Annotated in this window: 19 protein-coding genes; 12 read left to right on the top strand and 7 right to left on the bottom strand. The window is 63.6% G+C overall.

The genetic code is table 11. The features are described from left to right. Window positions 1–7 precede the first annotated feature (7 nt). On the top strand, window positions 8–1,153 hold the full coding sequence (locus tag SE16_RS10205; protein WP_054491731.1) for a M20/M25/M40 family metallo-hydrolase: 1,146 nt from the start codon (window positions 8–10) through the stop codon (window positions 1,151–1,153). Window positions 1,154–1,160: 7 nt separating this feature from the next. On the opposite strand, the gene SE16_RS10200 is transcribed toward SE16_RS10205, so the two are convergent. Together SE16_RS10200 and SE16_RS10195 are read right to left on the bottom strand one after the other, a co-directional pair. Next, a complete protein-coding gene (locus SE16_RS10200) occupies window positions 1,161–2,144 on the bottom strand; it encodes a 2-hydroxyacid dehydrogenase (RefSeq protein ID WP_054491730.1) in 984 nt (327 codons plus the stop codon). Then, window positions 2,141–3,001 carry a WecB/TagA/CpsF family glycosyltransferase gene (locus tag SE16_RS10195; RefSeq protein WP_200907156.1) on the bottom strand — a complete coding sequence of 287 codons (861 nt, stop codon included), beginning with the start codon at window positions 2,999–3,001 and terminating at the stop codon, window positions 2,141–2,143. The genes SE16_RS10200 and SE16_RS10195 overlap by 4 nt, the downstream gene beginning before the upstream one ends. Before the next feature lie 49 nt (window positions 3,002–3,050). On the opposite strand from SE16_RS10195, the gene SE16_RS10190 reads away from it, so the two are divergent. Continuing rightward, entirely contained in the window at window positions 3,051–3,782 is a 732-nt protein-coding gene (locus SE16_RS10190; protein WP_054491729.1) for a class I SAM-dependent methyltransferase, read from the top strand. Here the strand turns inward: SE16_RS10190 and SE16_RS10185 are convergent. Then, window positions 3,736–4,290 carry an NUDIX hydrolase gene (locus SE16_RS10185; RefSeq protein ID WP_054491728.1) on the bottom strand — a complete coding sequence of 185 codons (555 nt, stop codon included), beginning with the start codon at window positions 4,288–4,290 and terminating at the stop codon, window positions 3,736–3,738. The genes SE16_RS10190 and SE16_RS10185 overlap by 47 nt on opposite strands. Window positions 4,291–4,414: 124 nt before the next feature. On the opposite strand from SE16_RS10185, the gene SE16_RS10180 reads away from it, so the two are divergent. The 3 genes from SE16_RS10180 to SE16_RS10170 all read left to right on the top strand — a co-directional run bounded on the left by SE16_RS10180 (window position 4,415) and on the right by SE16_RS10170 (window position 7,923). Continuing rightward, window positions 4,415–5,416 carry an isocitrate dehydrogenase (NAD(+)) gene (locus SE16_RS10180; protein WP_054491727.1) on the top strand — a complete coding sequence of 334 codons (1,002 nt, stop codon included), beginning with the start codon at window positions 4,415–4,417 and terminating at the stop codon, window positions 5,414–5,416. Then, window positions 5,413–5,604: a hypothetical protein gene (locus tag SE16_RS10175; RefSeq protein ID WP_152917993.1), complete on the top strand. Its 192-nt coding sequence runs from the start codon at window positions 5,413–5,415 to the stop codon at window positions 5,602–5,604. The genes SE16_RS10180 and SE16_RS10175 overlap by 4 nt, the downstream gene beginning before the upstream one ends. Window positions 5,605–5,700: 96 nt before the next feature. Further along, the gene (locus SE16_RS10170; RefSeq protein WP_060687565.1) at window positions 5,701–7,923 is read left to right on the top strand and encodes a DNA translocase FtsK; all 2,223 of its coding nucleotides are present in this window, start codon (window positions 5,701–5,703) and stop codon (window positions 7,921–7,923) included. Between the two features lie 6 nt (window positions 7,924–7,929). Here SE16_RS10170 and SE16_RS10165 read toward each other — a convergent pair whose 3' ends face one another. From SE16_RS10165 to SE16_RS10150, 4 genes are all read right to left on the bottom strand, one after another. Continuing rightward, window positions 7,930–8,196: an amphi-Trp domain-containing protein gene (locus SE16_RS10165; protein WP_054494064.1), complete on the bottom strand. Its 267-nt coding sequence runs from the start codon at window positions 8,194–8,196 to the stop codon at window positions 7,930–7,932. Between the two features lie 34 nt (window positions 8,197–8,230). Then, window positions 8,231–9,286 carry a selenide, water dikinase SelD gene (gene selD, locus SE16_RS10160; protein ID WP_152918216.1) on the bottom strand — a complete coding sequence of 352 codons (1,056 nt, stop codon included), beginning with the start codon at window positions 9,284–9,286 and terminating at the stop codon, window positions 8,231–8,233. 73 nt (window positions 9,287–9,359) lie between these two features. After that, complete coding sequence (locus SE16_RS10155; RefSeq protein ID WP_054494065.1) at window positions 9,360–10,085, bottom strand: gamma-glutamyl-gamma-aminobutyrate hydrolase family protein; 726 nt, start codon at window positions 10,083–10,085, stop codon at window positions 9,360–9,362. A gap of 90 nt (window positions 10,086–10,175) precedes the next feature. Then, the gene (locus tag SE16_RS10150; RefSeq protein WP_054494066.1) at window positions 10,176–11,330 is read right to left on the bottom strand and encodes an acyl-CoA dehydrogenase family protein; all 1,155 of its coding nucleotides are present in this window, start codon (window positions 11,328–11,330) and stop codon (window positions 10,176–10,178) included. A gap of 152 nt (window positions 11,331–11,482) precedes the next feature. Here SE16_RS10150 and SE16_RS10145 point away from each other — a divergent pair, with 152 nt between their 5' ends. The 7 genes from SE16_RS10145 to SE16_RS10115 all read left to right on the top strand — a co-directional run bounded on the left by SE16_RS10145 (window position 11,483) and on the right by SE16_RS10115 (window position 21,330). Continuing rightward, complete coding sequence (locus tag SE16_RS10145; protein ID WP_054494067.1) at window positions 11,483–12,697, top strand: DUF711 family protein; 1,215 nt, start codon at window positions 11,483–11,485, stop codon at window positions 12,695–12,697. A gap of 107 nt (window positions 12,698–12,804) precedes the next feature. Beyond that, complete coding sequence (locus SE16_RS10140; protein WP_054494068.1) at window positions 12,805–13,389, top strand: RNA polymerase sigma factor; 585 nt, start codon at window positions 12,805–12,807, stop codon at window positions 13,387–13,389. Further along, window positions 13,389–14,147 (top strand): anti-sigma factor, encoded by a 759-nt coding sequence (locus SE16_RS10135; protein WP_082374449.1) that lies wholly within the window; start codon window positions 13,389–13,391, stop codon window positions 14,145–14,147. Before SE16_RS10140 ends, SE16_RS10135 begins: the two co-directional genes overlap by 1 nt. Window positions 14,148–14,187: 40 nt before the next feature. Continuing rightward, a complete protein-coding gene (locus SE16_RS10130; RefSeq protein WP_161804532.1) occupies window positions 14,188–15,828 on the top strand; it encodes a hypothetical protein in 1,641 nt (546 codons plus the stop codon). Between the two features lie 95 nt (window positions 15,829–15,923). Then, a complete protein-coding gene (locus SE16_RS10125) occupies window positions 15,924–17,252 on the top strand; it encodes a PQQ-dependent sugar dehydrogenase (RefSeq protein WP_060687563.1) in 1,329 nt (442 codons plus the stop codon). A 137-nt stretch (window positions 17,253–17,389) separates the two neighbouring features. Further along, window positions 17,390–19,057 carry an acyl-CoA mutase large subunit family protein gene (locus SE16_RS10120; protein ID WP_200907374.1) on the top strand — a complete coding sequence of 556 codons (1,668 nt, stop codon included), beginning with the start codon at window positions 17,390–17,392 and terminating at the stop codon, window positions 19,055–19,057. After that, entirely contained in the window at window positions 19,057–21,330 is a 2,274-nt protein-coding gene (locus tag SE16_RS10115; protein WP_060687562.1) for a lytic transglycosylase domain-containing protein, read from the top strand. The genes SE16_RS10120 and SE16_RS10115 overlap by 1 nt, the downstream gene beginning before the upstream one ends. The last annotated feature ends 78 nt before the right edge of the window (window positions 21,331–21,408 follow it).

Raw genomic sequence — 21,408 nt, 5'->3', positions numbered from 1 at the left:
AACGTGTATGCCGTCTCTCAACCCAACCACAACCCACATGCTCGACACCATCCGTTTTTTGAGCGTGGCGATTGGTCCACGCCCGTCCGCCTCACCGGCTGAACGACGCGCCGCCGAATGGGCCGCCGACCACTTGCAAGCATGGGGCTATACTACCCATCTGATGCCGGTGGCCGGCTTGCGAACCTTCACCGCCTACACAGCCCCCATCTACATGCTGGGAGCCTTGGGCGCGTGGGCGTTGCAAAAGGGCGCGACTCGCCGCGCCGTGCAACTCTCGGCGCTTGCCGGCGGATTGCTCTACGCCGAACAGACCATGCGCCCCATCCTGAGCGAACTGCTCCCACGCACGCCCTCGGTCAACGTGGTGGCGCGTCGCCCCGCCACCCGTGAGCGGCGGCGCACGGTTGTTCTCACCGCCCACCTCGACACTCAACAAGCCGCGCTGCTCTTTCATCCGCGCCTGGTGGGCGGCTTTCGGCGTTCATACCTGTTGCTGGTGCTTTCGCTGGTCTGGGGGCTGGTTGGGGCGCCGTTGGGACGTGCAGGGCGCACACTGGCGCGGCTGGCGCTGGGCAACATCGGCGTCGCGCTGGGGTTGATGCTCCACAAAGAACGCATGCCGCACGTAGACGGCGCGAACGACAACGCCAGCGGGGTGGCGGTTGTATTGGCGGCGGCTCAGGCGCTCCAGGGCGGGCTTCCCTTCACAGACGTATGGGTGGTGCTCACCGGCTGTGAGGAAACCGGTTCGCAAGGGATGCAGGCTTTTTTGGAAGGCTATCGCTTCGACCCGGACACCACCTTTTTCATCAACTGCGACACAATCGGCATTGGGCAGGTGGCCGCTGTTTCCAGCGAGGGTCCTCTCAAACGGTATCACGCCGACCCCCATTTGCTGGCGCTGGTGCGCCGCATCGCAGCAACCTACCAACTTCCCGTCACGATACGCCCCTACCACCTTTTACTCACCGACGCCGAAGTGGCAATGCAACGGGGCTATCGCGCCATCAGCCTTATGGCGTTCGATGAAACCGGGCGCTTGCCCAACTGGCATTGGGTGAGCGATACCATCTCCGCCATTCAACCCACCACGCTGGACACGGCGCTGGCGCTGACGTTGCGGCTAGTACACGCGCTCGATGCCGAATAAGCCTCTTTCAGCGCTTCTCGAACACTTCCGGGTTGGCGCAGTGCGGTAATCGCTCCCCACGCAAGCCCGCCAGAAGATTCGCCACCGCCATTTGCGCCATACGCCGCCGTGTCTGCACCGTTGCCGAGCCAATGTGGGGGGTGATGATGACACGCTCGCACTGCATGAGCGGATGGTCGGACGGGAGCGGCTCCGGTTCGGTCACATCCAGACCAGCCGCGCCAAGGTGTCCCGCACGCAGAGCCGCCAGCAGGGCGTCGTGGTCCACAATGCCGCCACGCGCCGTGTTCACCAGAATAGCGCCGGGCTTCATACGGGCGAAGGCGTCGGCGTTGAACAGGTGGCGCGTTGCCGGTGTGAGCGGGCAGTGAATGCTGACCACATCGCTCTCCGCCAACAACCGCTCGAACGAGACGTAGGTTGCGCCCAAAGCGGCAGCGACATCCGGTTTTTCGCGCGGACCAGTGTAGAGAATGCGCATGCCAAAACCATGCGCGCGTCGCGCCGTTGCCGCGCCAATGCGCCCCAGCCCCACAATCCCCAGTGTTTTGCCGTGCACATCTTGCCCCAACAGCCCGAACGGTTCCCACGTTTGCCACGCGCCCCGCTCGATGAACCGCACGCCGTCCAGCAGGCGGCGCGCCGCGGCAAGAATGAGCGCAAACGCCAGGTCGGCTGTGCTTTCGGTCAAGACGCCCGGTGTGTGTCCCACGGGAATGCCCCGCGCCGTCGCCGCCGCCACGTCAATGTTGTCGTAGCCCACCGCCATCTGGCTGATGACGCGCAGGCGCGGCGCTTGCGCGATGAGGGACGCATCAATGCGGTCGGTGAGCATGCAGAGCAACCCATCAGCCGCGGCGGTGCGGCGGCGCAGTTCATCATACGGCGGGGGAAGCCGCTCCGGCCAAACATCAACGTCGGCGTGCTCGAACAACGGGGCGAGAATATCATCCGGCAGGCGGCGGGTGATAAAAACACGCCATTGGCTCATACATGCCGCTCCTTTCGCAAGCGTATCGCTTCAAACAACGCCAACATCAAAAACTGGGGCAACGCCAACATGCGCCGCCAGCGCCACGGTTGCTTGTAGAGCCGGTAGAGCCATTCCAGCCCCATCTGGCGCATGCGCACCGGGGCGCGCGGCACAACACCGGCAAGAAAGTCGAACGCCCCGCCCACGCCCATCATCACAGGCACGCCAAGGGCGTCCTTGTTGGCGGCAATCCAGAGGTCCTGGCGAGGGTGCCCATAGGCCACAAAAAGCACATCCGGCTGGGCGGCGCGCACACGTGCAATCAGGTCGGGCGTCTCTTCGGGAGTGGGTGAACCAGCATACGCCCCAGCCGCCCGAAAAGTCGGGTAGCGTGCCTGCAAGCGTGCGATGGCTTGCTCCGCCACGCCGGGCGCAGCCCCCAGGAAGTAGAGCCGCCACCCACGGCGGGCGCTTTCCGCCGCCAAACGTTCCACAAGGTCGCTGCCCGCTACACGCGCCCGAAAGGGGCGCCCCTGCAAACGCCCCGCCAGCACAACGCCAATGCCATCGGGAATAGCAAGGTCGGCGTTCAGCAACACCCGACGAAAAGCGGGGTTGCGCCGCGCTTCCATCAAAAATTCCGGATTGACGGTGACGACGTGATGGGGCTGGCGTGTGGCAATCATCTGCGCCATGAGAGCAACCGTCTCATCTTCTGTGACGTTGGCGATGGGCACACCCAGCACCGCAATTTTTTCAACGGACATGGCTTCCTCGTCTGCATGGATGATAGCGGCTTGTTGGTAGCGTGGGTGGCCGTTTCTGTCAAGCAGGTGCGCCGCGAGGTCTGCACGGGCAACTTGCTCAACCGCCATGTTGCGCTACCATCCCCCACCGAATTCACGCAGAGGGAGCATCGCAACCATGCCCAGCAAATTCGCCGCGCAACTCGGAGAGCCATCCTACGTCTGGCGGGCGGGTCAAGCCTTCCGCTGGCGGCTCATCGTCGAATGGGGGCGCTTGCAGACCGCCGCCACCGTTCTGGACCATGGGACCGGCGTCGGGCTTTACCTGGGGCAAATGAGCGCCCTGCCTAACGTTCAACTGGCGGTGGGGACTGAATACGAGTTCGAGCGCGCGCAACAAGCCGCACAACGCGGGCATGTCGTCCAGGCGGATGAGCGCTTGCCTTTTCCCGACAACACGTTCGACGCGGTCCTCTCGCATGAAGTGCTGGAACACGTCGGCGACGACCGGCTGGCGGTGCAAGAAATTGTGCGCGTCTTGCGAGCGGGGGGGCGCGCGGTCATTTTCGTGCCGAACCGTCTCTGGCTCTTCGAGACGCACGGCATCTACTGGCGCGGCGAGTACCACTTCGGCAACATTCCCCTCGTGAACTACCTGCCGACGCCCCTGCGCAACCGGCTCGCGCCCCACGTGCGCGCCTACACGGTGCGCTCTCTGCGTCGCCTGTTCGACGGGCTGCCGGTGCGTGTTGTGCATCATTCGCAAGTGTTTCCCGCGTTCGACAACGTCATCGCCCGCCGCCCACTGGTGGGGCGTCTTCTGCGTGCCAGCGCCCGCTTCGCCGAACGCACACCGGCGCGCATCATTGGCTTATCGCACCTGCTGGTGGTGGAAAAGGTTGCCCCGTAAGCCGCGCCTGCGCCCACATGCGCAACACATTGGCGTGAATGGGAAAAGCGATTGGCGCAGGGAGCGCCTCAGGCGCAAACCACCCCACTTCCACCACATCATCGGCGGGAACAGCCGGCGCGTCATCTTGCGGTACGCCGTAGTAGAAAATGGCAATGCCGGCTTTGCCCCCCAGCGTCTCATCGAAAAACCAAACCCCCAGCAAATGCGTGATGTGGACGCGCAACCCGGTTTCTTCCTCCACTTCACGCCGTGCGGCGGCATCGGGCGGCTCGCCGTATTCGACGAAGCCCGAAGGAATGTACCACGCCCCTTTGCCGGGGTTGACGCCACGCCGCCCCAGCAACACCCGCCCATTGGCTTCAACCAGCACCCCCGCCGTCACCTTGGGGTCCGCGAATGCGACAAAACCGCACGCCGGGCAGACGGGACGTTCTTCCCCCGAAACGGTTTGGCGCGCCAAACGTGTGCCGCACCGTGGACAAAACACCCATGTCTCCGTTCGCATGACCTTGCTCCTCAATTCTTCTTGCCACTTTGCTTCTGCATCATATAATGAAATCGTCCAAATTGGCATTGGCAACAAGGGCCTCGCGGCCATTTTTTTATGTCTTGAAGAAGGAGTAGCAGCTATGACATACACAGTAACGTTGATTCCCGGTGATGGCATTGGACCAGAAGTTGCGTTTGCCGCCAAGCGTGTGATTGACGCCACAGGCGTTCCCATTGAGTGGGAAATCGTCGAAGCAGGCGGCGACGTCATGTACAAATACGGTACACCGCTGCCGGAAGAAACCATCGAATCCATTCAGCGCAACCGTGTGGCGTTGAAAGGCCCGATTACCACCCCCATTGGCAGCGGGTTCCGCTCGGTGAACGTGCAGTTGCGCCAGCGCCTGCATCTGTTCGCCAACTATCGCCCCGCCAAAAGCATTCCCGGCGTCAAAACCCCCTTCGAGAATGTGGACTTGATTGTGGTGCGCGAAAACACCGAAGGGCTGTACAGCGGTATCGAGCACGTGGTGGTGCCGGGCGTGGTCGAAAGCCTCAAAATCATCACGCGCGAAGCGACCGAGCGCGTGGCGCGTTTTGCGTTTGAAATGGCGCGCCGCGACGGGCGCAAGAAAATCACCGCCGTGCACAAAGCCAACATCATGAAGTTGAGCGACGGGCTGTTCCTGGAAGTCTGCCGTCAGGTGGCACGCGAGTACCCCGATATCCAGTACGAAGAAGCCATTGTGGACGCCACCGCCATGCGCCTGGTGCTCAACCCGCACCAGTTCGACGTGTTGCTCATGGAAAACCTGTACGGCGACATCCTCAGCGACCTCACCGCCGGCTTGATTGGCGGTTTGGGGCTGGCGCCCAGCGGCAACATCGGCGAACACTACGCCGTTTTCGAGGCGGTACACGGCTCCGCGCCCGACATCGCGGGGCAAAACGTCGCCAACCCCACGGCGCTCATCCTCAGCGGTGTGCTCATGTTGCGCCACCTGGGTGAACAGGAAGCCGCCGACCGTGTGCAGCGCGCGGTTGAACAGACCATTGCGGAGGGCATTCGCACGCGCGACCTGGGCGGCACGGCGACAACCAGCGAATTTACCGACGCCGTGATCGCACGGGTACAGGCATGAGCATGCAAGACCCTCGCGAGACACCGGGGCTTTCGTACGAAGAGATGAGCACGCTCATTGATGAGTTTCTGGACACGCTCGCCGAGACGCTGGGCGATGAAGAGGTGGACGTCGAAACCATTTTGCGCTTTGTCGCGTCGCTCATCCACGAAAACAACGTGCGCCTGGCGGAATACCTGCGCCGATAGCACAACCGAACCTGCCAGGTCTCCTCACACAGGAAGAGGCCTGGCAGGTTTTCATTTGCGTTGTGTTCCTTCTGAACGCCGTGCTACAATACACCCATGGCTCGCAAGAAAACAGCCCGTTCCAAAACCCAAAAAACCTCTCGTCAACGACGCCGCACATCCCAGCGTCGTTTTCGCTTTTCATTCGCCGCCCTGGTTGACGCCGCCGCCTTGCTGCTCATTTTGCTGGGGCTTTTTTCTGCGGTGGCTTTCCTCAGCACCACGCACAGCCCCCCCATCGCCCGTTGGGTGGCTTTCTGGCAAACCTGGCTGGGGGCGGGGCGCTGGTTCGCCACACTCGCCCTGATCAGCATCGGCGCCTGGCTGCTGGCGCCGCGCCTCGATTGGCCCGAAATGCGCCAGCCGCGCTTTCTGGGCGGCCTGTTTGCGGGAAGTCTGCTGGCGCTTGCGGCGCTTGAAGTGGCGGGCGGGGGAACCGGAGCGCATGGCGGGCGTGTTGGGGCGACATTGGCGCGCTGGTTGCTCCTTGGTTTCGGGCGCTGGGGGACGTGGTTGGTGCTTGGTCTGCTAGCGCTGTTGCTGCTCCGCTGGGTGAGTGGTCGCCCGTTGCACACTTTCCTTCCCACCATGCCGCACATCCCCCTGCCCACCCCCTCACTCGCCTGGTGGCGTCCCGTGCGCAACGCGCTGGGGCGGTTGCTGGCGTTCGCCGCCACCCTGGGGCGACAGGCTTGGCGTGCCCTGCGCCGGTGGCGCGCACCACGGCTCACGCTTCCCGCCGTCGGCATAACGCGCCGCGCGACCTCCGCCCCCACCCTTGACGATGAAACGCCCTGGCCGCTTCCGCCCTGGCAAACCTTCCTGCGCGAAGACGACGAAAGCGCCTTCGACCCGCTCTCCATTCGCACCAAAACGCGCATCATCGAAGAAACGTTGGCGCACTTTCATGTGCCCGCGCGTGTTGTCGAAGTCCAGCGCGGTCCCCGCGTCACGCAATTTGGCGTTGAACCGGGCTACATTGAGCGCACAGTGCGGGGCGAAACCCGCCGCTACAAAGTGAAGGTGCGCGCCATCACCCGCCTGGCAAACGACCTCGCCCTGGCGCTTTCCGCGCCGCGCATCCGCATCGAAGCGCCGGTGCCGGGGAAGCCCATCGTCGGCATCGAAGTGCCGAACGACAACGCCGACATCGTCACCTTGCGGGGCGTCATGGAATCGCCCGAATTCCAGCGCCTGCAAAGCCCTCTGCGGCTTGCCCTCGGGCGCGACGTCAGCGGTGCGCCGCTGGTTGCCGACCTCGCCAAAATGCCGCATCTGCTCATCGCCGGCGCAACCGGCAGCGGGAAATCGGTCTGCATCAACGCCATTCTCGCCTGCTTGCTCTGCCACAACCCGCCCGACCGGCTCAACCTGCTGTTGATTGACCCCAAAATGGTCGAATTGAGCGTCTACAACGGCATCCCCCACCTGGTGACGCCGGTGATTACCGACATTGAGCACGTGACACCCGCCCTGCGCTGGGCGGTGGCGGAAATGGAGCGGCGCTATGTGCTGTTCAGCGCCGTGGGCGCGCGCCACCTGGACGCCTACAACCGCGCCGCACGTGAGCGCGGCGACCGCCCGTTGCCGTACATGGTCATCGTCATTGACGAACTCGCCGACCTCATGCTCACCGCACCCGATGAAGTGGAGTACAACATCACGCGGCTGGCGCAAATGGCGCGCGCCACGGGCATCCACCTCATCGTGGCGACGCAACGCCCCAGCGTCAATGTGATTACCGGGCTGATCAAAGCCAACTTCCCGGCGCGCATCGCGTTCGCCGTCGCCAGCCAGATTGACAGCCGCGTCATTCTCGACAAACCGGGCGCCGAAACCCTGCTCGGCAGTGGCGACATGCTCTACCTCGGTTCCGACGCCTCAATTCCCATGCGCGCGCAAGCCTGCTACGTCAGCGACGAAGAATTGCGCGAACTCATCCGCTTCTGGCAGAGCGCCGCCGCCCAACGCCCGGCGCACGCCAAAGAAAAACGGCGATCCACCAACCTGGTAGATGCGCCGCCCGAAGGTGTCTTGATGCAACAATCGTTGTGGGACGCCCTGCCCGCGGATGAATCCGAACCCGACCCACTTTTGCCGCAAGCGCGCGAACTCACCACGCAGTACGCCCGCCTCAGCCCGCGGCTCATTCAGCATCGCTTGCGTGTGAGCCTGGCGCGCGCCGAGCGCCTGTTCGAGTTTCTGGCACGCGAGGGGCTGATTGACCCACGCACAGGCATGGTGCGCAAACGCGCCGCCACCCGCGAAAAAGAAGGCTAGCCCGCCTCAGGCGTCGGCTTCAACATCCACGGCGTCCGTTTCTTCCTCGTCGGGAATGTTCCATTTGAGTTGAAACTCCAACTCCTCGCCATCCGCCGCCCGCTCATGCTCAATGCTGATGACGGCATCGCGCGGCACATAGATGCGCTCCCCCGCCACCTGAATCACAAACGGCTTGTTGGCTTCCAGCGCATCGGCGAGCCGCCGCAGTTTGGCGGCAAATTGCTTCACCGAATAGACTTTTTCAACATCGCGGTGGGGTTTTTGCGTCATGCCAGGCTCCTTTCGTGTCGGTTTCCACGCCCCCTCACTCGTGCGCCGTCACGTCAATATGCCCCGGCGCACCCGCCACAACCTCACCAATCAGCGCGCGCGTTGCCACGCCACGGGCTTCCAGCGCAGCCAAAAGCGCCTCCACCCGCTCAGGCGGCACGGCTATCAGCAAGCCGCCGCTCGTTTGTGCATCACACAACACAATTTGCTGCTCCCACGTGAGCGCGGCATCCCAGGTCACCGCCTGAATTTCGTCTGTGAGATAGCCGAACGTGCTTTGCGAACCGCCGGGCACCACATTCTGCGCGGCAAACGTCCACGCCGCCTCCAGCACAGGCACACGCTCGGCCACAATCCGCGCCGCCGCGCCGCTTGCCGCGAGCAATTCATGCAAATGCCCCAGCAAGCCATAACCGGTAATGTCGGTGGCGGCATGCACGCCCACCGCCGTCATCGCCTCCGCCGCCGCCCGGTTGAGCGTCGCCATCACCTCGACGGCTTCGCGCAACACATCATCGGGGAGCATGCCCCGCTTGTGCGCGGTTGTCAGAATACCCAGCCCAAGCGGCTTCGTCAGCACCAGCAGGTCGCCCGGCTGTGCGCCTTGATTGCTCACCAGCCGCTGAGGATGCACAACGCCCGTGACCGCCAAGCCGTACATCGGTTCGGGTCCCTGCACGGTGTGCCCGCCGAGAATCGCCACACCAGCCTCCCGCGCAACCTCAGCACCGCCGCGCAACATCTCCACCAAAATCTCGGTCGGCAACCCCTTCGGGAAACTCACCACATTCAGCGCCGTGCGGGGCGTCGCGCCCATCGCATACAGGTCGCTCAGGCTGTTCGCCGCCGCAATGCGCCCGTAGTCGAAGGGGTCATCCACCACCGGGGTGAACAGGTCCACGCTTTGCACCAGCGCCACATCGTCGCTCAAACGATAGACGCCGGCATCAGCCGGCACAGCCGTGCCGACCAGTACGTTGGGGTCTTCACTTGTTGGCAATTGGCGCAACACGTGCGCCAAGTCGGCCAAGCCGACTTTGCTGGCTCAACCAGCGCAGGCGACGAGTTGCGTCAAACGAATGTCCGCCATGAAGCCCTCCTTGTTCAATCAACAGGCGTGCGCAAACGATAGACGAAAGCCCGGCGGTGTCAATCGTGCGCCGCTACGCGCGCCCACCGCGCGCCGCCTGCACCAATTGCTTGAACAAACGCTGATGCACCGCCTCATCTCCCAACAACTCCGGATGCCACTGTACCCCCACCACAAACCGCGCCTTGCGCACTTCGATGGCTTCCACCACGCCATCGGGGGCATGCGCCACCACCTGCAGAGGCTCGGCAACCGTGCGCACCGCCTGGTGGTGGCCGCTGTTCACACTCAACCGCTGCGTTTCCAGCACTGCCGCCAGGCGGCTGCCCTCTGCAATTTGCACCTCGTGGCGCGGCAACGGCACGCGCAACGGCTCAGGGCGGTGCTCCAACGCCGAAGGTATCGCATCGGGGATATGCTGAATGAGCGTGCCACCCAACGCCACCGCGAGCACCTGCATCCCGCGGCAAATCGCCAGCAGTGGCATATCGCGCGCCACCGCCGCTTGCGCCAGCGCCACTTCCAGCGCATCCCGCGTCTCATCCAGCCCATAGACTTGCGGGTGCGGCGGCTCGGTTGTGTAGCGCCAGGGCGCAATATCGCCGCCCCCGCTCAAAATCAACCCGTCTATGGCGTCAAGGTACATTTCGGCAATCTCCGGCAACGGGGGAATCAACAGCGGAATCCCACCCGCCCGCATGACCGCCTCCGAATAGGCGCGCGTCGTGGCGACCTGCGTCAGCGGGAACTCCGGCTTGGGTTTGAGCGTGCTGGTGGTAATGCCAATCACAGGGCGCATGGTGTCTCCTCCTCGTCTGCAAACAGAAAGCCGCACAGGCATGGTCGGTTGCCCGTGCGGCTTGGGTTGGTTGTGTTGCACCGTCAGCGGTTAGAAAAAGGCCTCCAAGCCCGTCAAATGCCGCCCAATAATCAACTGCTGGATTTGGCTGGTGCCTTCGTAAATGCTCGCCACACGCGCATCGCGCCAGAGCCGTTCGGGCGGATATTCGTTCGAGTAGCCATAGCCGCCGTGAATCTGAATCGCCATGTCTGCGGCGCGTTTGGCCACTTCGCTGGCGTAGTATTTCGCCACCGAGACCGGAATGGTGCTCCGTTCGCCTTTGTTCTTCACATGCCCCGCCTGATAGACGAGCAAGCGCGCGGCTTGCGTTTCAACATACATATCCGCCAGCATCGCCTGCACCAACTGGAACGAGGCAATCGGCTTGTCGAAGGCAATGCGTTCCTTGGCGTATTCCACACTGCAATCCAGCGCGCGCTGCGCAATGCCCACGCACCCGCTGGCCACGCCGTAGCGCCCGTTATCCAGCGCGCTCATCGCCACAAAGAACCCTTGCCCCACTTCGCCCAACCGCGCCGAATCCGGCACGCGCACATCGGTGAGGAAGAGTTCGCCCGTGTCGCTGGCGCGCAAGCCGAGTTTGCCCTTCATCTTGCGCGCCTCAAAGCCGGGTGTATCGGTTTCCACCAGGAACGCCACCATGCCCTTGTGGCGACTGCCGGGTTCGGTCTGGGCAAAGATAATCGCCAGGTCAGCCCATGTGCCGTTGCTAATCCAGATCTTCTGCCCATTCAACACCCACTCATTGCCGTCGCGCACGGCGCGCGTCTGCACATTGCTCGCATCCGATCCCGCGTTCGGCTCGGTCAGCCCAAAGCACCCGATCCACTCACCGGAGCAAAGTTTGGGCAGATACTTGCGTTTTTGCTCTTCGGTGCCCCAGTTCAGAATGGTCAACTCAACCAGCGACATCTGCACCGACAACGTGGTGCGCACCGAGGAGTCGGCGTAGCCGATTTCTTCAAACACAATGGCTTCGGCAATGTAATCCAGCCCGGCGCCGCCGTACTCTTCGGGAATGGGCACACCCAAAAAACCCAATTTGCCCATCTCACGAATCAACTCACGGGGGAAGGCTTCCTGCAATTCCCAATCGCGGGAGTAGGGGAGAATCTGCTCGCGGGCAAAAGCGCGCACGGCATCACGAATCATCCTTTGTTCTTCGGTATACTCGAAGTTCATACGAACACTCCTTCACTCTTCATTGAGTTGGCAGGCGTTGCGATTGTATCATGAAGCCGACTTGCTCGAAAGTATCAACACCCATTTGACGCGCCTCTTGCTTTACGCTACACAACAGACGAAACGCCAACAACGACCTTGCGGAGCAACCTATGCACGTGCGTTCCATCACGTTTTTCACATCCATAGACCCTTTCGACCCGCAACCGCACCTCGAACCGCTGGCGCAAGCCGCCGCTGACATTCGCGAGACGCTCAACGCCCGCGGATTTACCGTGCAAACCGTGCGGTTGGCGTTGCCCCCCTGGCACACGTGGGGCGACGACCGCGACGTGTACACACTCGCCCTCTATCTCAACCGCGAAGCCCCCCAAATGGGCTTCGATTACACCTCGCTCGGAACGCTGGACGCCACCCAACGCAACCAGCACACCCGTTTGCAGACTCTCACCCGCATCCTCGAAGCCACGCAAACCATCTTTTGCAGCGTGCTCTACGCCTCGGTCAGCGAAGGCATTCACATCAGCGTTGCCCGCGAAATAGCCGCTCTCATTCGCCACCTTGCCACCGTCGAAGAAAACGGATTTGCCAACCTGCGCTTTGCCGCACTCGCCAACGTGCCGCCCTATAGCCCATTCTTCCCCGCCGCCTACGCCCATCCCAAAGAGCCGCCGACTGTGGCCTTAGCGCTGGAATGCGGCGACCTGCTCGTCGAAGCCTACACCGACGCCGACACGCTCGGCATGGCACGCGCGCGGCTTGCAGCGGCGCTGGAATCCCACGGGCGTGCGCTGACCATCATCATGGATGAACTGGCGCAACGCCACAACCTCATCTTCAAGGGGCTGGATTTTTCCATGGCGCCCTTCCCCACGCCCGACAAAAGCACCGCCGCGGGCATCGAAGCCCTTGGGGCATCCCCCTTTGGCGCTCCCGGCACGCTCATGGCGGCGGCGCTCACCACCGACGCCTTGCGGCGCGCACGCTTTTTGCACACGGGCTTCAACGGTCTCATGCTCCCCGTTCTGGAAGACGCCATCCTGGCGGCGCGCGCCGGCGAAACCTACTCCGTCCACGACTTGTTGCTCTACAGCGCGGTCTGTGGCACCGGGCTGGACACCGTGCCGCTCCCCGGCGACGTCAGCGAACGCGCGCTCACCGGGCTGTTGCTGGACGTTGCCGCGCTTGCCGTGCGCCTCAACAAGCCGCTCACCGCGCGCCTCATGCCCATCCCCGGCAAACAGGCCGGCGACCTCACCGACTTCAACTTTGAATACTTCGCCAATGGGCGCGTGCTCCACCTGCACGAACCGGGCGAAGGCGCGCTCTGGCAAACCATGCTGGATGAAATCGTCGAACTCTTCTGAACGCAAGCCCCCCGAAAACAGATCGGGGGGCTTCTCATTCGCTTTGCTCCCTTCTTTCTCGTGGGTATACTCCTGCCGAACCGACAAGAACCCACCACCCAGGCATCATGTTGCTCTTAGCGCTCATTCTCGAAGAAGATGATAGCGACCTGGTCCACCGCGTTGCGCAAGGCGACGAGGACGCCTTTCGCCGCCTCTACGAAAAATACCTCGACGCGGTCTATTCCATGGCGCTCAAAGTCACCCGCGACCCCCACATGGCGGAAGACGTTGCCCAGGAAGTCTTTGTGCGTCTCTGGCAACGCGCCGGGCAGTACCGCAAAAAACGGGGGCGCTTGCTCTCGTGGCTTCTCTCCATCACACGCAACCACGCCATAGACCGCCTGCGCTATCACAACCGCCGCCCCGTCGCCGAAGAAGAACTCGACCTTGGGCGGCAGAACACGGGCGCGCGCACCATCTGGGAAGCCTTCGAGGATGACATCATCCGCCTGAGCCTGGATGAATTGCCCGACGAACAACGCCAATGCCTGGAACTCGCCTTTTTCTACGGGCTGAGCCACACCGACATTGCCGAAATGCTGGGGGTGCCGCTGGGCACGGTAAAAAGCCGCATTCGGCTGGGTTTGCAAAAATTGCGCGCGATATACCTGGAAGAGGCGCAATCTGAAACACAGACACCGCGCGTATAATGAAAGAGACGACAATGAAGGTGCAACAAGCCGTGAACTGCCACGAGTGTTTGGAACAATTGGAACTCTATCTGGTGGGGGCACTCCCCGAAGAAGAAGCCGCGGCTGTGCGGTTTCATCTGCACACGTGCCCAACGTGCGCCGCCGAAGCCGCCGCCTACGACCCCATCATCGAAGCCCTGCATTACACACCGCCGCTCAGCGCCGCGCCCCCCACGCTTGTGCAGCGCGTGGCAGCCATTCCCGCACGCTACCCGCGCGCCCACGCCACACGCAAACCGCGCTGGTCGCTCTGGGGCGGGCTGGCGGCGCTCTTCATCGTCGGGTTGCTGCTCAGCAACCTCTGGCTCTATCGCAACTGGCGCACCACCCAGGCGGAACTGCAACAACAGCGCGACCTCATCGCCCACCTGGCGGCTGGTGAATGGCGCGCCGTGCGGCTCAACGTGGATGAACCGCTCCAAAACGCGCCCGTCCAGGCGGTGCTCTACTACCCCGAAGACGACCCCACCGCGCCGGGCTACCTGATTATTCGCAATCTTCCCCCGCCGCCTTCGGGGAAAGCGTACCAACTGTGGCTCATTCGCCCCGAGGGAATGCGTGAAAGCGGCGGCATTTTCACAGGGGGCGATACCGTGGTGCTCCCCATCACGCCGCCGGATGAGTGGCGCACCTACCAGGGCGTCGGCGTGACCATCGAACCCGCCGGCGGTAGCCCTGGTCCAACCGGTCCGCGTGTGTTGAATGGTGGTCTCTAACGCCGTCGCTATGCGCGCACCCCGCACGCAGACCGAACGCATGGCTGTTTGGGCGGAGCGACTGGCGTGGCTCGTGCTGCTCGGCTTGACGATTGCCACGCGCATCGCGCATATTCGCCACCTTGTTCTGCCGAATTGGGTTGACCCCATTCACCACCTCATGATTGTGCGGCTCTTTCTGGAACACATGCGCATTCCGCTCTCATACGACCCCTTTATTCCCAACAGTCGCGCCTTCTACCATTGGGGCTTTCATGCGCTTACAGCGCTCGCTGCGCTTCCGCTGGGCACGCACGACGCCTTCACTCTCGCCACCTTTTTGCTCTGGTGGGGGCAACTGCTGAACGCCCTGACCCCGCTGGCGCTCGCATTGGGCGCGCGACTGCTCTACCGCAACCGCACCGCGGCGCTCTTGGCGGCGGTGCTGGGCGCGCTCGTCTCATGGATGCCCGCCTACTACGTTTCGTGGGGGCGCTACACGCACCTGCTGGGCGTCCTCATCGCGGTGCTCTTCGTCCAGGCGCTCTGGCGCTTGCACACATCTCCCGCGCCGCGTTGGTGGTTCGCCACCATCTGGTGGGGGCTCTGGTTGGCGCTGGTGCATCTGCGCGTCGCCGTCTTCACGCTGACCCTCGTCGCCTGTCTGGTCTTGCTTCTGCTGGCGCAACGCGCCTGGCGTTCGCTCTGGCGCTGGGGCGTGTGCGGAATGGTGGTGGCGCTCTTGCTTTCCCCCTGGCTCTGGTGGCTCATTCAACAACGCCGCTATGCCATCGTCGCATCCAGCCCACCGCCAACACCCACCATCTCCACCAACCTGCTCTGGATTCCCCACAACGCCGAACTGCTAACGCTGGCAACCGGCGGCGTGGCGGTGCTCTTCAGCGACACCCACGCGCCCCTCTGGCTCGTCATTGCCGGCGGTCTCTGGGCGCTGGTGCTCTACGCCACGCTCTGGCGCGGGCGCTCGCACGCCTTCACCCGCCGGGCGTTGGGGGGCTGGCTGCTGCTGGCGCTCTGGTCGGCGCTGACGGTGGTGGTGGTTTATGGGCGCTACATTGGCTTGCCAAGCCCCACCTTCGTCAACGTTGATTCAGCATTCATCACGCTGTTTGTGCCGCTGAGCCTGGCGGGGGGCGGGCTGGTTGCCTGGGTGTTGCACGTCTGGCTGACGCCGCCGCGGGCGCGGCTTGTGGGGGCGGTGCTGGCAACCCTGCTTGCTGTGTGGGGGGCGTGGGCAATGCGCGACATCGTCAACCCCATCACCGTGCTTGCAACCGCCGACGACGTCGCAGCGTTGCGCTGGGTGCGCGACGCCACCCCGCCCAACGCTCTCTTCGTGACGCCTGCGCGTCTGTGGCAATACAACATCTACGTCGGGAGCGACGGCGGCTACTGGCTCAGCGTCCTGACCGACCGCGCCAGCCTTCCCCCGCCCTCGCTCTACACCGTTTCGGGCGAGCCTGACTGGATACGCGAGACCAACGCCCTGCTGGAAGCATGGGCAACCGCCGACGGCTTGGACGACACCGCCCTGCTGGAACGCTTGCAAGCGGCGGGCGTGACGCACATCTTCATCGGCGCGAAGAACGCCCACTGGACGCCGCCACCCCCCACCGCCCCCCTCGACCTGGTGTTTCAGCATGGGCAAACACGCATCTACGCCTTTCGCACCAACCGCTAAGCCCGCGCGTCGGTCGTGCTCTTTTTGGCGAACCTGCGCATCTCTGTACCATATTCCCCACACGAAACAATCCTGCACGTACAAGAGGCACACCAATGCAGAAGAAAATCCCACTCTGGGCTGCTCTGACACTGGCGCTCGTCCTGCTCATTCTGGCAACATTGCTCGTCTGGCAATGGCGGCGTCCTCTCGCTTCGACCTCGGCGGGGACGGCGCGCGTTTTGGCAACTGTGCCCCCCACGCGCACGCTCGCCCCCACCGCAACAGCCATCCCCACCACCGCCGCCAGCGCCACCGCAACACAACAAGCGCCTACCGAAACGCCCAGCGCCACCGAAACACCCACACCGGTCTGGCCGCCGCGTATCGCGCTGGAACCGGTTGGCTCGCTAGGGGAAGGCGACCTGGTGCACATGACGGCTATCGGCGATGGAAGCGGGCGGCTCTTTCTGGTGCAACGCCAGGGCTACGTGTACGAATGGCGCAACGGCGAGATTGACCCCACACCCTTCCTCGACATCCACACGCTCGTTGAAACGGACTTCAACGAGCAAGGCTTGCTGAGCATCGCCTTCTCGCCCGATTTCGCCCAAAGCCGCGAGTTTTACGTCAACTACACCGCCAAAAGCGGCAATGGCGATACCATCGTCGCTCGCTACCGCGTCGGCGATGACGGGCGCGCCGACCCCACGAGCGCCCAAACCATTCTGCAAATTGACCAACCCGCCGCCAACCACAACGGCGGCTTGCTGCTCTTCGGTCCCGACGGCTATCTCTACATCGGTACCGGCGACGGGGGCGCCGCCGGCGACCCCTGGAACAACGCCGAGCGGCTCGACACGCTGCTGGGCAAACTTCTGCGGATTGACGTCGTCGGACAGGAGACGTATGCCATTCCCCGCGGCAACCCCTTCGACCCCGCCGACGGGCAAAAAGCCGAAATCTGGGCGTATGGGCTGCGCAACCCGTGGCGGTTCAGTTTCGACCGCCTGACAGGCGACCTCTACATCGCCGACGTGGGACAAAACAAGTGGGAAGAAGTCAACTTCACGCCGGCAGGAAGCCGCGGGGGGCTGCACTACGGCTGGGACACGATGGAAGGCGCGCACTGCTTTGAACCGCCCGAAGGGTGCGACACGTCCGGCAAAGTGCTGCCCGTCGCTGAATACGACCACGGGCTGGGGTGTTCCGTCACAGGCGGCTACGTCTATCGCGGCACGCGCTTCCCCGCGCTCTACGGCACCTACTTCTTCGGCGACTACTGCTCCGGGCGCATTTGGGGGTTGCGTCAGCAAGACGGGCAATGGGTGTTGGAAGAACTGCTGGACACCACCGTCTTCATCTCATCGTTTGCCGAAGACGAAGAGGGAGAACTCTACGTGCTCGACTTGCGGGGCGACGTTTACCATCTTGTTGCTGAATAAGACCAGGCACTGCATGATTTTCCTTGCGCGTGTTGTTGCCAACAGCCGCACCAGAACGCAGGCACGCGTGTTTTTATCAAGATGAAGCAGTTTGAGAGTGCATCAACAGTTCGCCTGGACAGAAAGGGGGCTTCATGATGAATCAGGACGACATCCGCCGCGAAAAAGAACGTTGGGAAGAAGAGACCGTTGCCCGATTTGTGGCACGCCGCCCCGAGCGACGCCCGACCTTTGAAACATCTTCTCACATTCCCGTAGACCGCCTTTACACACCCGCCGACGTCGAAGTGGACTACCTGAACGACCTCGGTTTTCCCGGCGAATACCCCTACACGCGCGGCGTCTATCCCACCATGTACCGTGGTCGCTTCTGGACCATGCGCCAATATGCGGGATACGCCACCGCCGAGGAATCCAACCGCCGCTACAAATTCCTGCTCGAACAAGGGCAGATGGGACTTTCCGTCGCGTTCGACTTGCCCACGCAACTGGGGCTCGACGCCGACGACCCGCTCGCCGAAGGGGAAGTCGGCAAAGTCGGCGTCAGTATCTCCTCATTGCGCGACATGGAAATCCTGTTCGACGGCATTCCGCTGGAAAAAGTCAGCACATCCATGACCATCAACGCCCCCGCCGCTGTCCTCTGGGCAATGTACATCGCCGTCGCCAAAAAACAGGGCGCGGACATTCGCAACCTGCGCGGCACCATTCAGAACGACATTCTCAAAGAGTATCTGGCGCGCGGCACGTACATCTTCCCCCCCGAACCATCCATGCGCCTGGTGACGAACACGTTTGAATTTGCGCACAAGTACGTGCCCAAGTGGAACCCCATCTCCATTTCGGGCTACCACATCCGCGAGGCAGGCAGTACCGCCGTGCAGGAAGTCGCCTTTACGTTCGCCAACGCCATCGCCTACGTCAACGCCGCGCTCAAAGCGGGGCTTGCCGTGGACGATTTCGCGCCGCGGCTCAGTTTCTTCTTCAACGCGCACAACAACTTGCTGGAAGAAATCGCCAAATTCCGCGCTGCCCGCCGTCTCTGGGCGCGTATCATGCGCGAACGGTTTGGCGCACAAGACCCCCGCTCGGCAATGCTGCGCTTCCACACCCAAACCGCCGGCTCCACACTCACCGCGCAACAGCCCGAAAACAACATCGTGCGCGTTGCCATTCAGGCGCTTGCCGCTGTGTTGGGGGGCACGCAAAGCCTGCACACCAACGCCATGGACGAAGCCCTGGCGCTCCCCACCGAAAAATCAGCGCAAATTGCCCTGCGCACCCAACAAATCATCGCCTACGAAAGCGGCGTCGCCGATACCATTGACCCGCTCGCGGGCAGTTATTTCATCGAGCACCTCACCAACGAAATTGAACACCGCGCGCAAGCCTACATCCAGAAGATTGACGACCTGGGCGGGGCACTGCGCGCCATCGAAACGGGCTACATGCAGAACGAAATCCAGCAAGCCGCCTACGAAGAACAACTCGCCATCGAACGGGGCGAAAAGAAGGTGGTCGGCGTCAACATCTTCACCTCGGACGAGACGCCCGACATCGAACTCCTGCGCATTGATGAGTCGGTTGCCGAACGCCAGCGCGAACGCCTGCGCGAACTGCGCGCCACGCGCGACAACGAAGCGGTGCGCCGTACACTTGCCGCACTGCGCACCGCCGCCCAACGCGACGACGTCAACCTCATGCCCTACATTCTCGACGCGGTGGAAGCCTACGCCACCACAGGCGAAATTTGCAACACACTGCGCGAGGTGTGGGGCGAATATGAACCCGCTGTGATTTTCTAATGCGCACCCAACGCCACAGGGCGCAGATATGCGGCGTTCTCTGCGCCCTCTTCCTGCTCATCATCACGGGCGCGTGCCGTCCCACGCCCCCCGACACCACGCCCACGCCCGAACCAACCGCCACGCCCACCATCGTCCCGCCCACCCCCACGCCGGCGCCCGCCGAACGGCTGGCGCTCGCGCGCGAAGCCGCCCGCCTGGGTGAACTCGAAACCGCCGAGGGGCACTACCTGGCACTGCAAGAAGACCCCACGCTCGCCGACACAGCCCTCTGGGAACTCGGCGTGCTCTACGAACGCGAAGAACGCTTCTTGCAAGCCAGCGTGGTCTTTCAGGCGCTCCTCCAGCGCCACCCCGAAAGCCCCTTCGCCCCCTACGCCCACTTTCGGCTGGGGCAACGTCTCGCAGCACTGGGCGAATACGACGCCGCCGTGCACCACTACCTGGCGTACGACGCCGCCCGCGACGCCGCCGACGACGCCGTCGCGCTGGCGCTGGCGCGCGCCTACGCCGCCCTGGGGCGCACCGAGGACGCCATCGCCGCTTACGAACGCCGCTACCGCCTCGCCGACGCACGGGGCGACCGTGTGCAACGGGCGCTCACCGCCCGCACCCTGGGCGACATCTACGCCGACCTTGCCATGTGGGACGCCGCCGCCTCCTGGTATCGCGCCGCCCTGCGCGACTCGCGCGTCCCCTCTTTCCGCGCCACGCTCATCGCCGCCATTGCCAACGCCGACCTGGCGCGTGGACGCTTGCCGCTGGCGCTCCACTGGTGGCGCACCCTCATCGCCGAACACGGCGACACGCCCGAAGCCTTTGCCGCCCTGCAAGCCCTCGCCGAACATGGGCACCCCGTCGCCCCGCTGGATGAGTGCCGCGTGCTAGCGCTCAACGGCTTGTGGGACGCCGCCGTGCAAACGTGCTGGGCGCTCCTCGAAACTGACGACATCGCCGAAGCCCACTGGTGGGCGGCAATCGCGTTCAAAAACGCCGGCAATTGGCAACAGGCGTGGCGGGAATTCGACAAAATCGTGCAAACGCACCCCGAAAGCGACCTGCAAGACGACGCCCTGCTGGAACAAGCGCGCGTGGACGCCGCCCAAGGCGACACCGAAAGCGCCGTCGCCGCCTACGCCCAACTCGCCACGTCCGACAGCCCCCTTGCCGCCACAGCCCTCTGGGAAAGCGCCCACCTGCTGCACAGCACCTCGCCCGAACGCGCCGCCACCCTCTACGAAGCCCTGGCGCAGCGCTTCCCCAACGACACCCACGCCGCCGATGCGCTCTGGTCGGCGGGGATGTTGCGCTACCGCCTGGGCGAGACGCCCACCGCGCTGGCGGACTGGGAGAGGCTCGCGGCTTACGACGGCTGGCAGACGCAAGCCACGTTCTGGCAGGGGAAAGCCCTCGCCGCAATGGGCGACACCGACGCCGCCCGTGCGCGCTGGCAAACGACCGCGCAAAGCGGTTTCGATTTCTACGTCCTCCGCGCGCGCGACCTGCTCGATTCCCCGCCGGCGCCACGCACCACGCGCACCCTCACATCGTTCACCCCCGCCCCCGACACACCACCGCCCACCACCGCCGCATGGGAACGCGCCGAAGAACTGCGTCGGCTCGGCTTGTCCGAAGAAGCGCGCACCGCCTACCTGGCGCTCTTTGAAGAACTGGCGCAAGACGCCCCCGACAGCCTCATCGCCGCCGCCACCACCCTCTACGCACAAGGCGAATACGCGCTCAGCATTGCCGCGGCACGCATTCTCATGCGCACCCACGGCTGGACGCCCGAAACCGCGCCAACCGACGTGGCGCGCCTCGCCTACCCGCTGCCCTTTGCCGCCCTGCTGAACGACGCCAGCCGCACCTACCAACTCGACCCGCTGCTCCTCGCCGCCGTCATCTACCAGGAAAGCCGCTGGGAACGCCGCGCCACCAGTTCCGCCGCCGCGCGCGGGCTGATGCAAGTCATTCCCGCCACACGCGAATGGATTGCGGCGCGGCTGGGCGAACCCACCACCGACCGCGACCTCTACCGCGTGCCCGTCGCCGTGCGCTTCGGGGCGTTCTACCTGAACTACGTCTTGCAGCAATTCGATGATGACGTCTTCGCGGCATTGGCGGGCTACAACGGCGGTCCCGGCAACGCCGCCCGCTGGCACGACCCCGACCCCGACCTCTTCGTGGAAAACATCACCTTTGCCGAGACGCGCACCTACGTGGAAGCCGTCTACACCCATTGGGGCGCGTATCGCGCAGTGTGGGGGCGCTAGCCGACGTGAAGCATAATTTGCAATTCGGCTTGCCTTCGTATAATCGCAAGGAGACGCAAGGGAACAAAGGCGATCAAA

The organism is Ardenticatena maritima, assembly GCF_001306175.1.
GTDB lineage: Bacteria > Chloroflexota > Anaerolineae > Ardenticatenales > Ardenticatenaceae > Ardenticatena > Ardenticatena maritima.
This window is presented reverse-complemented; position numbering and strand designations above follow the sequence as displayed.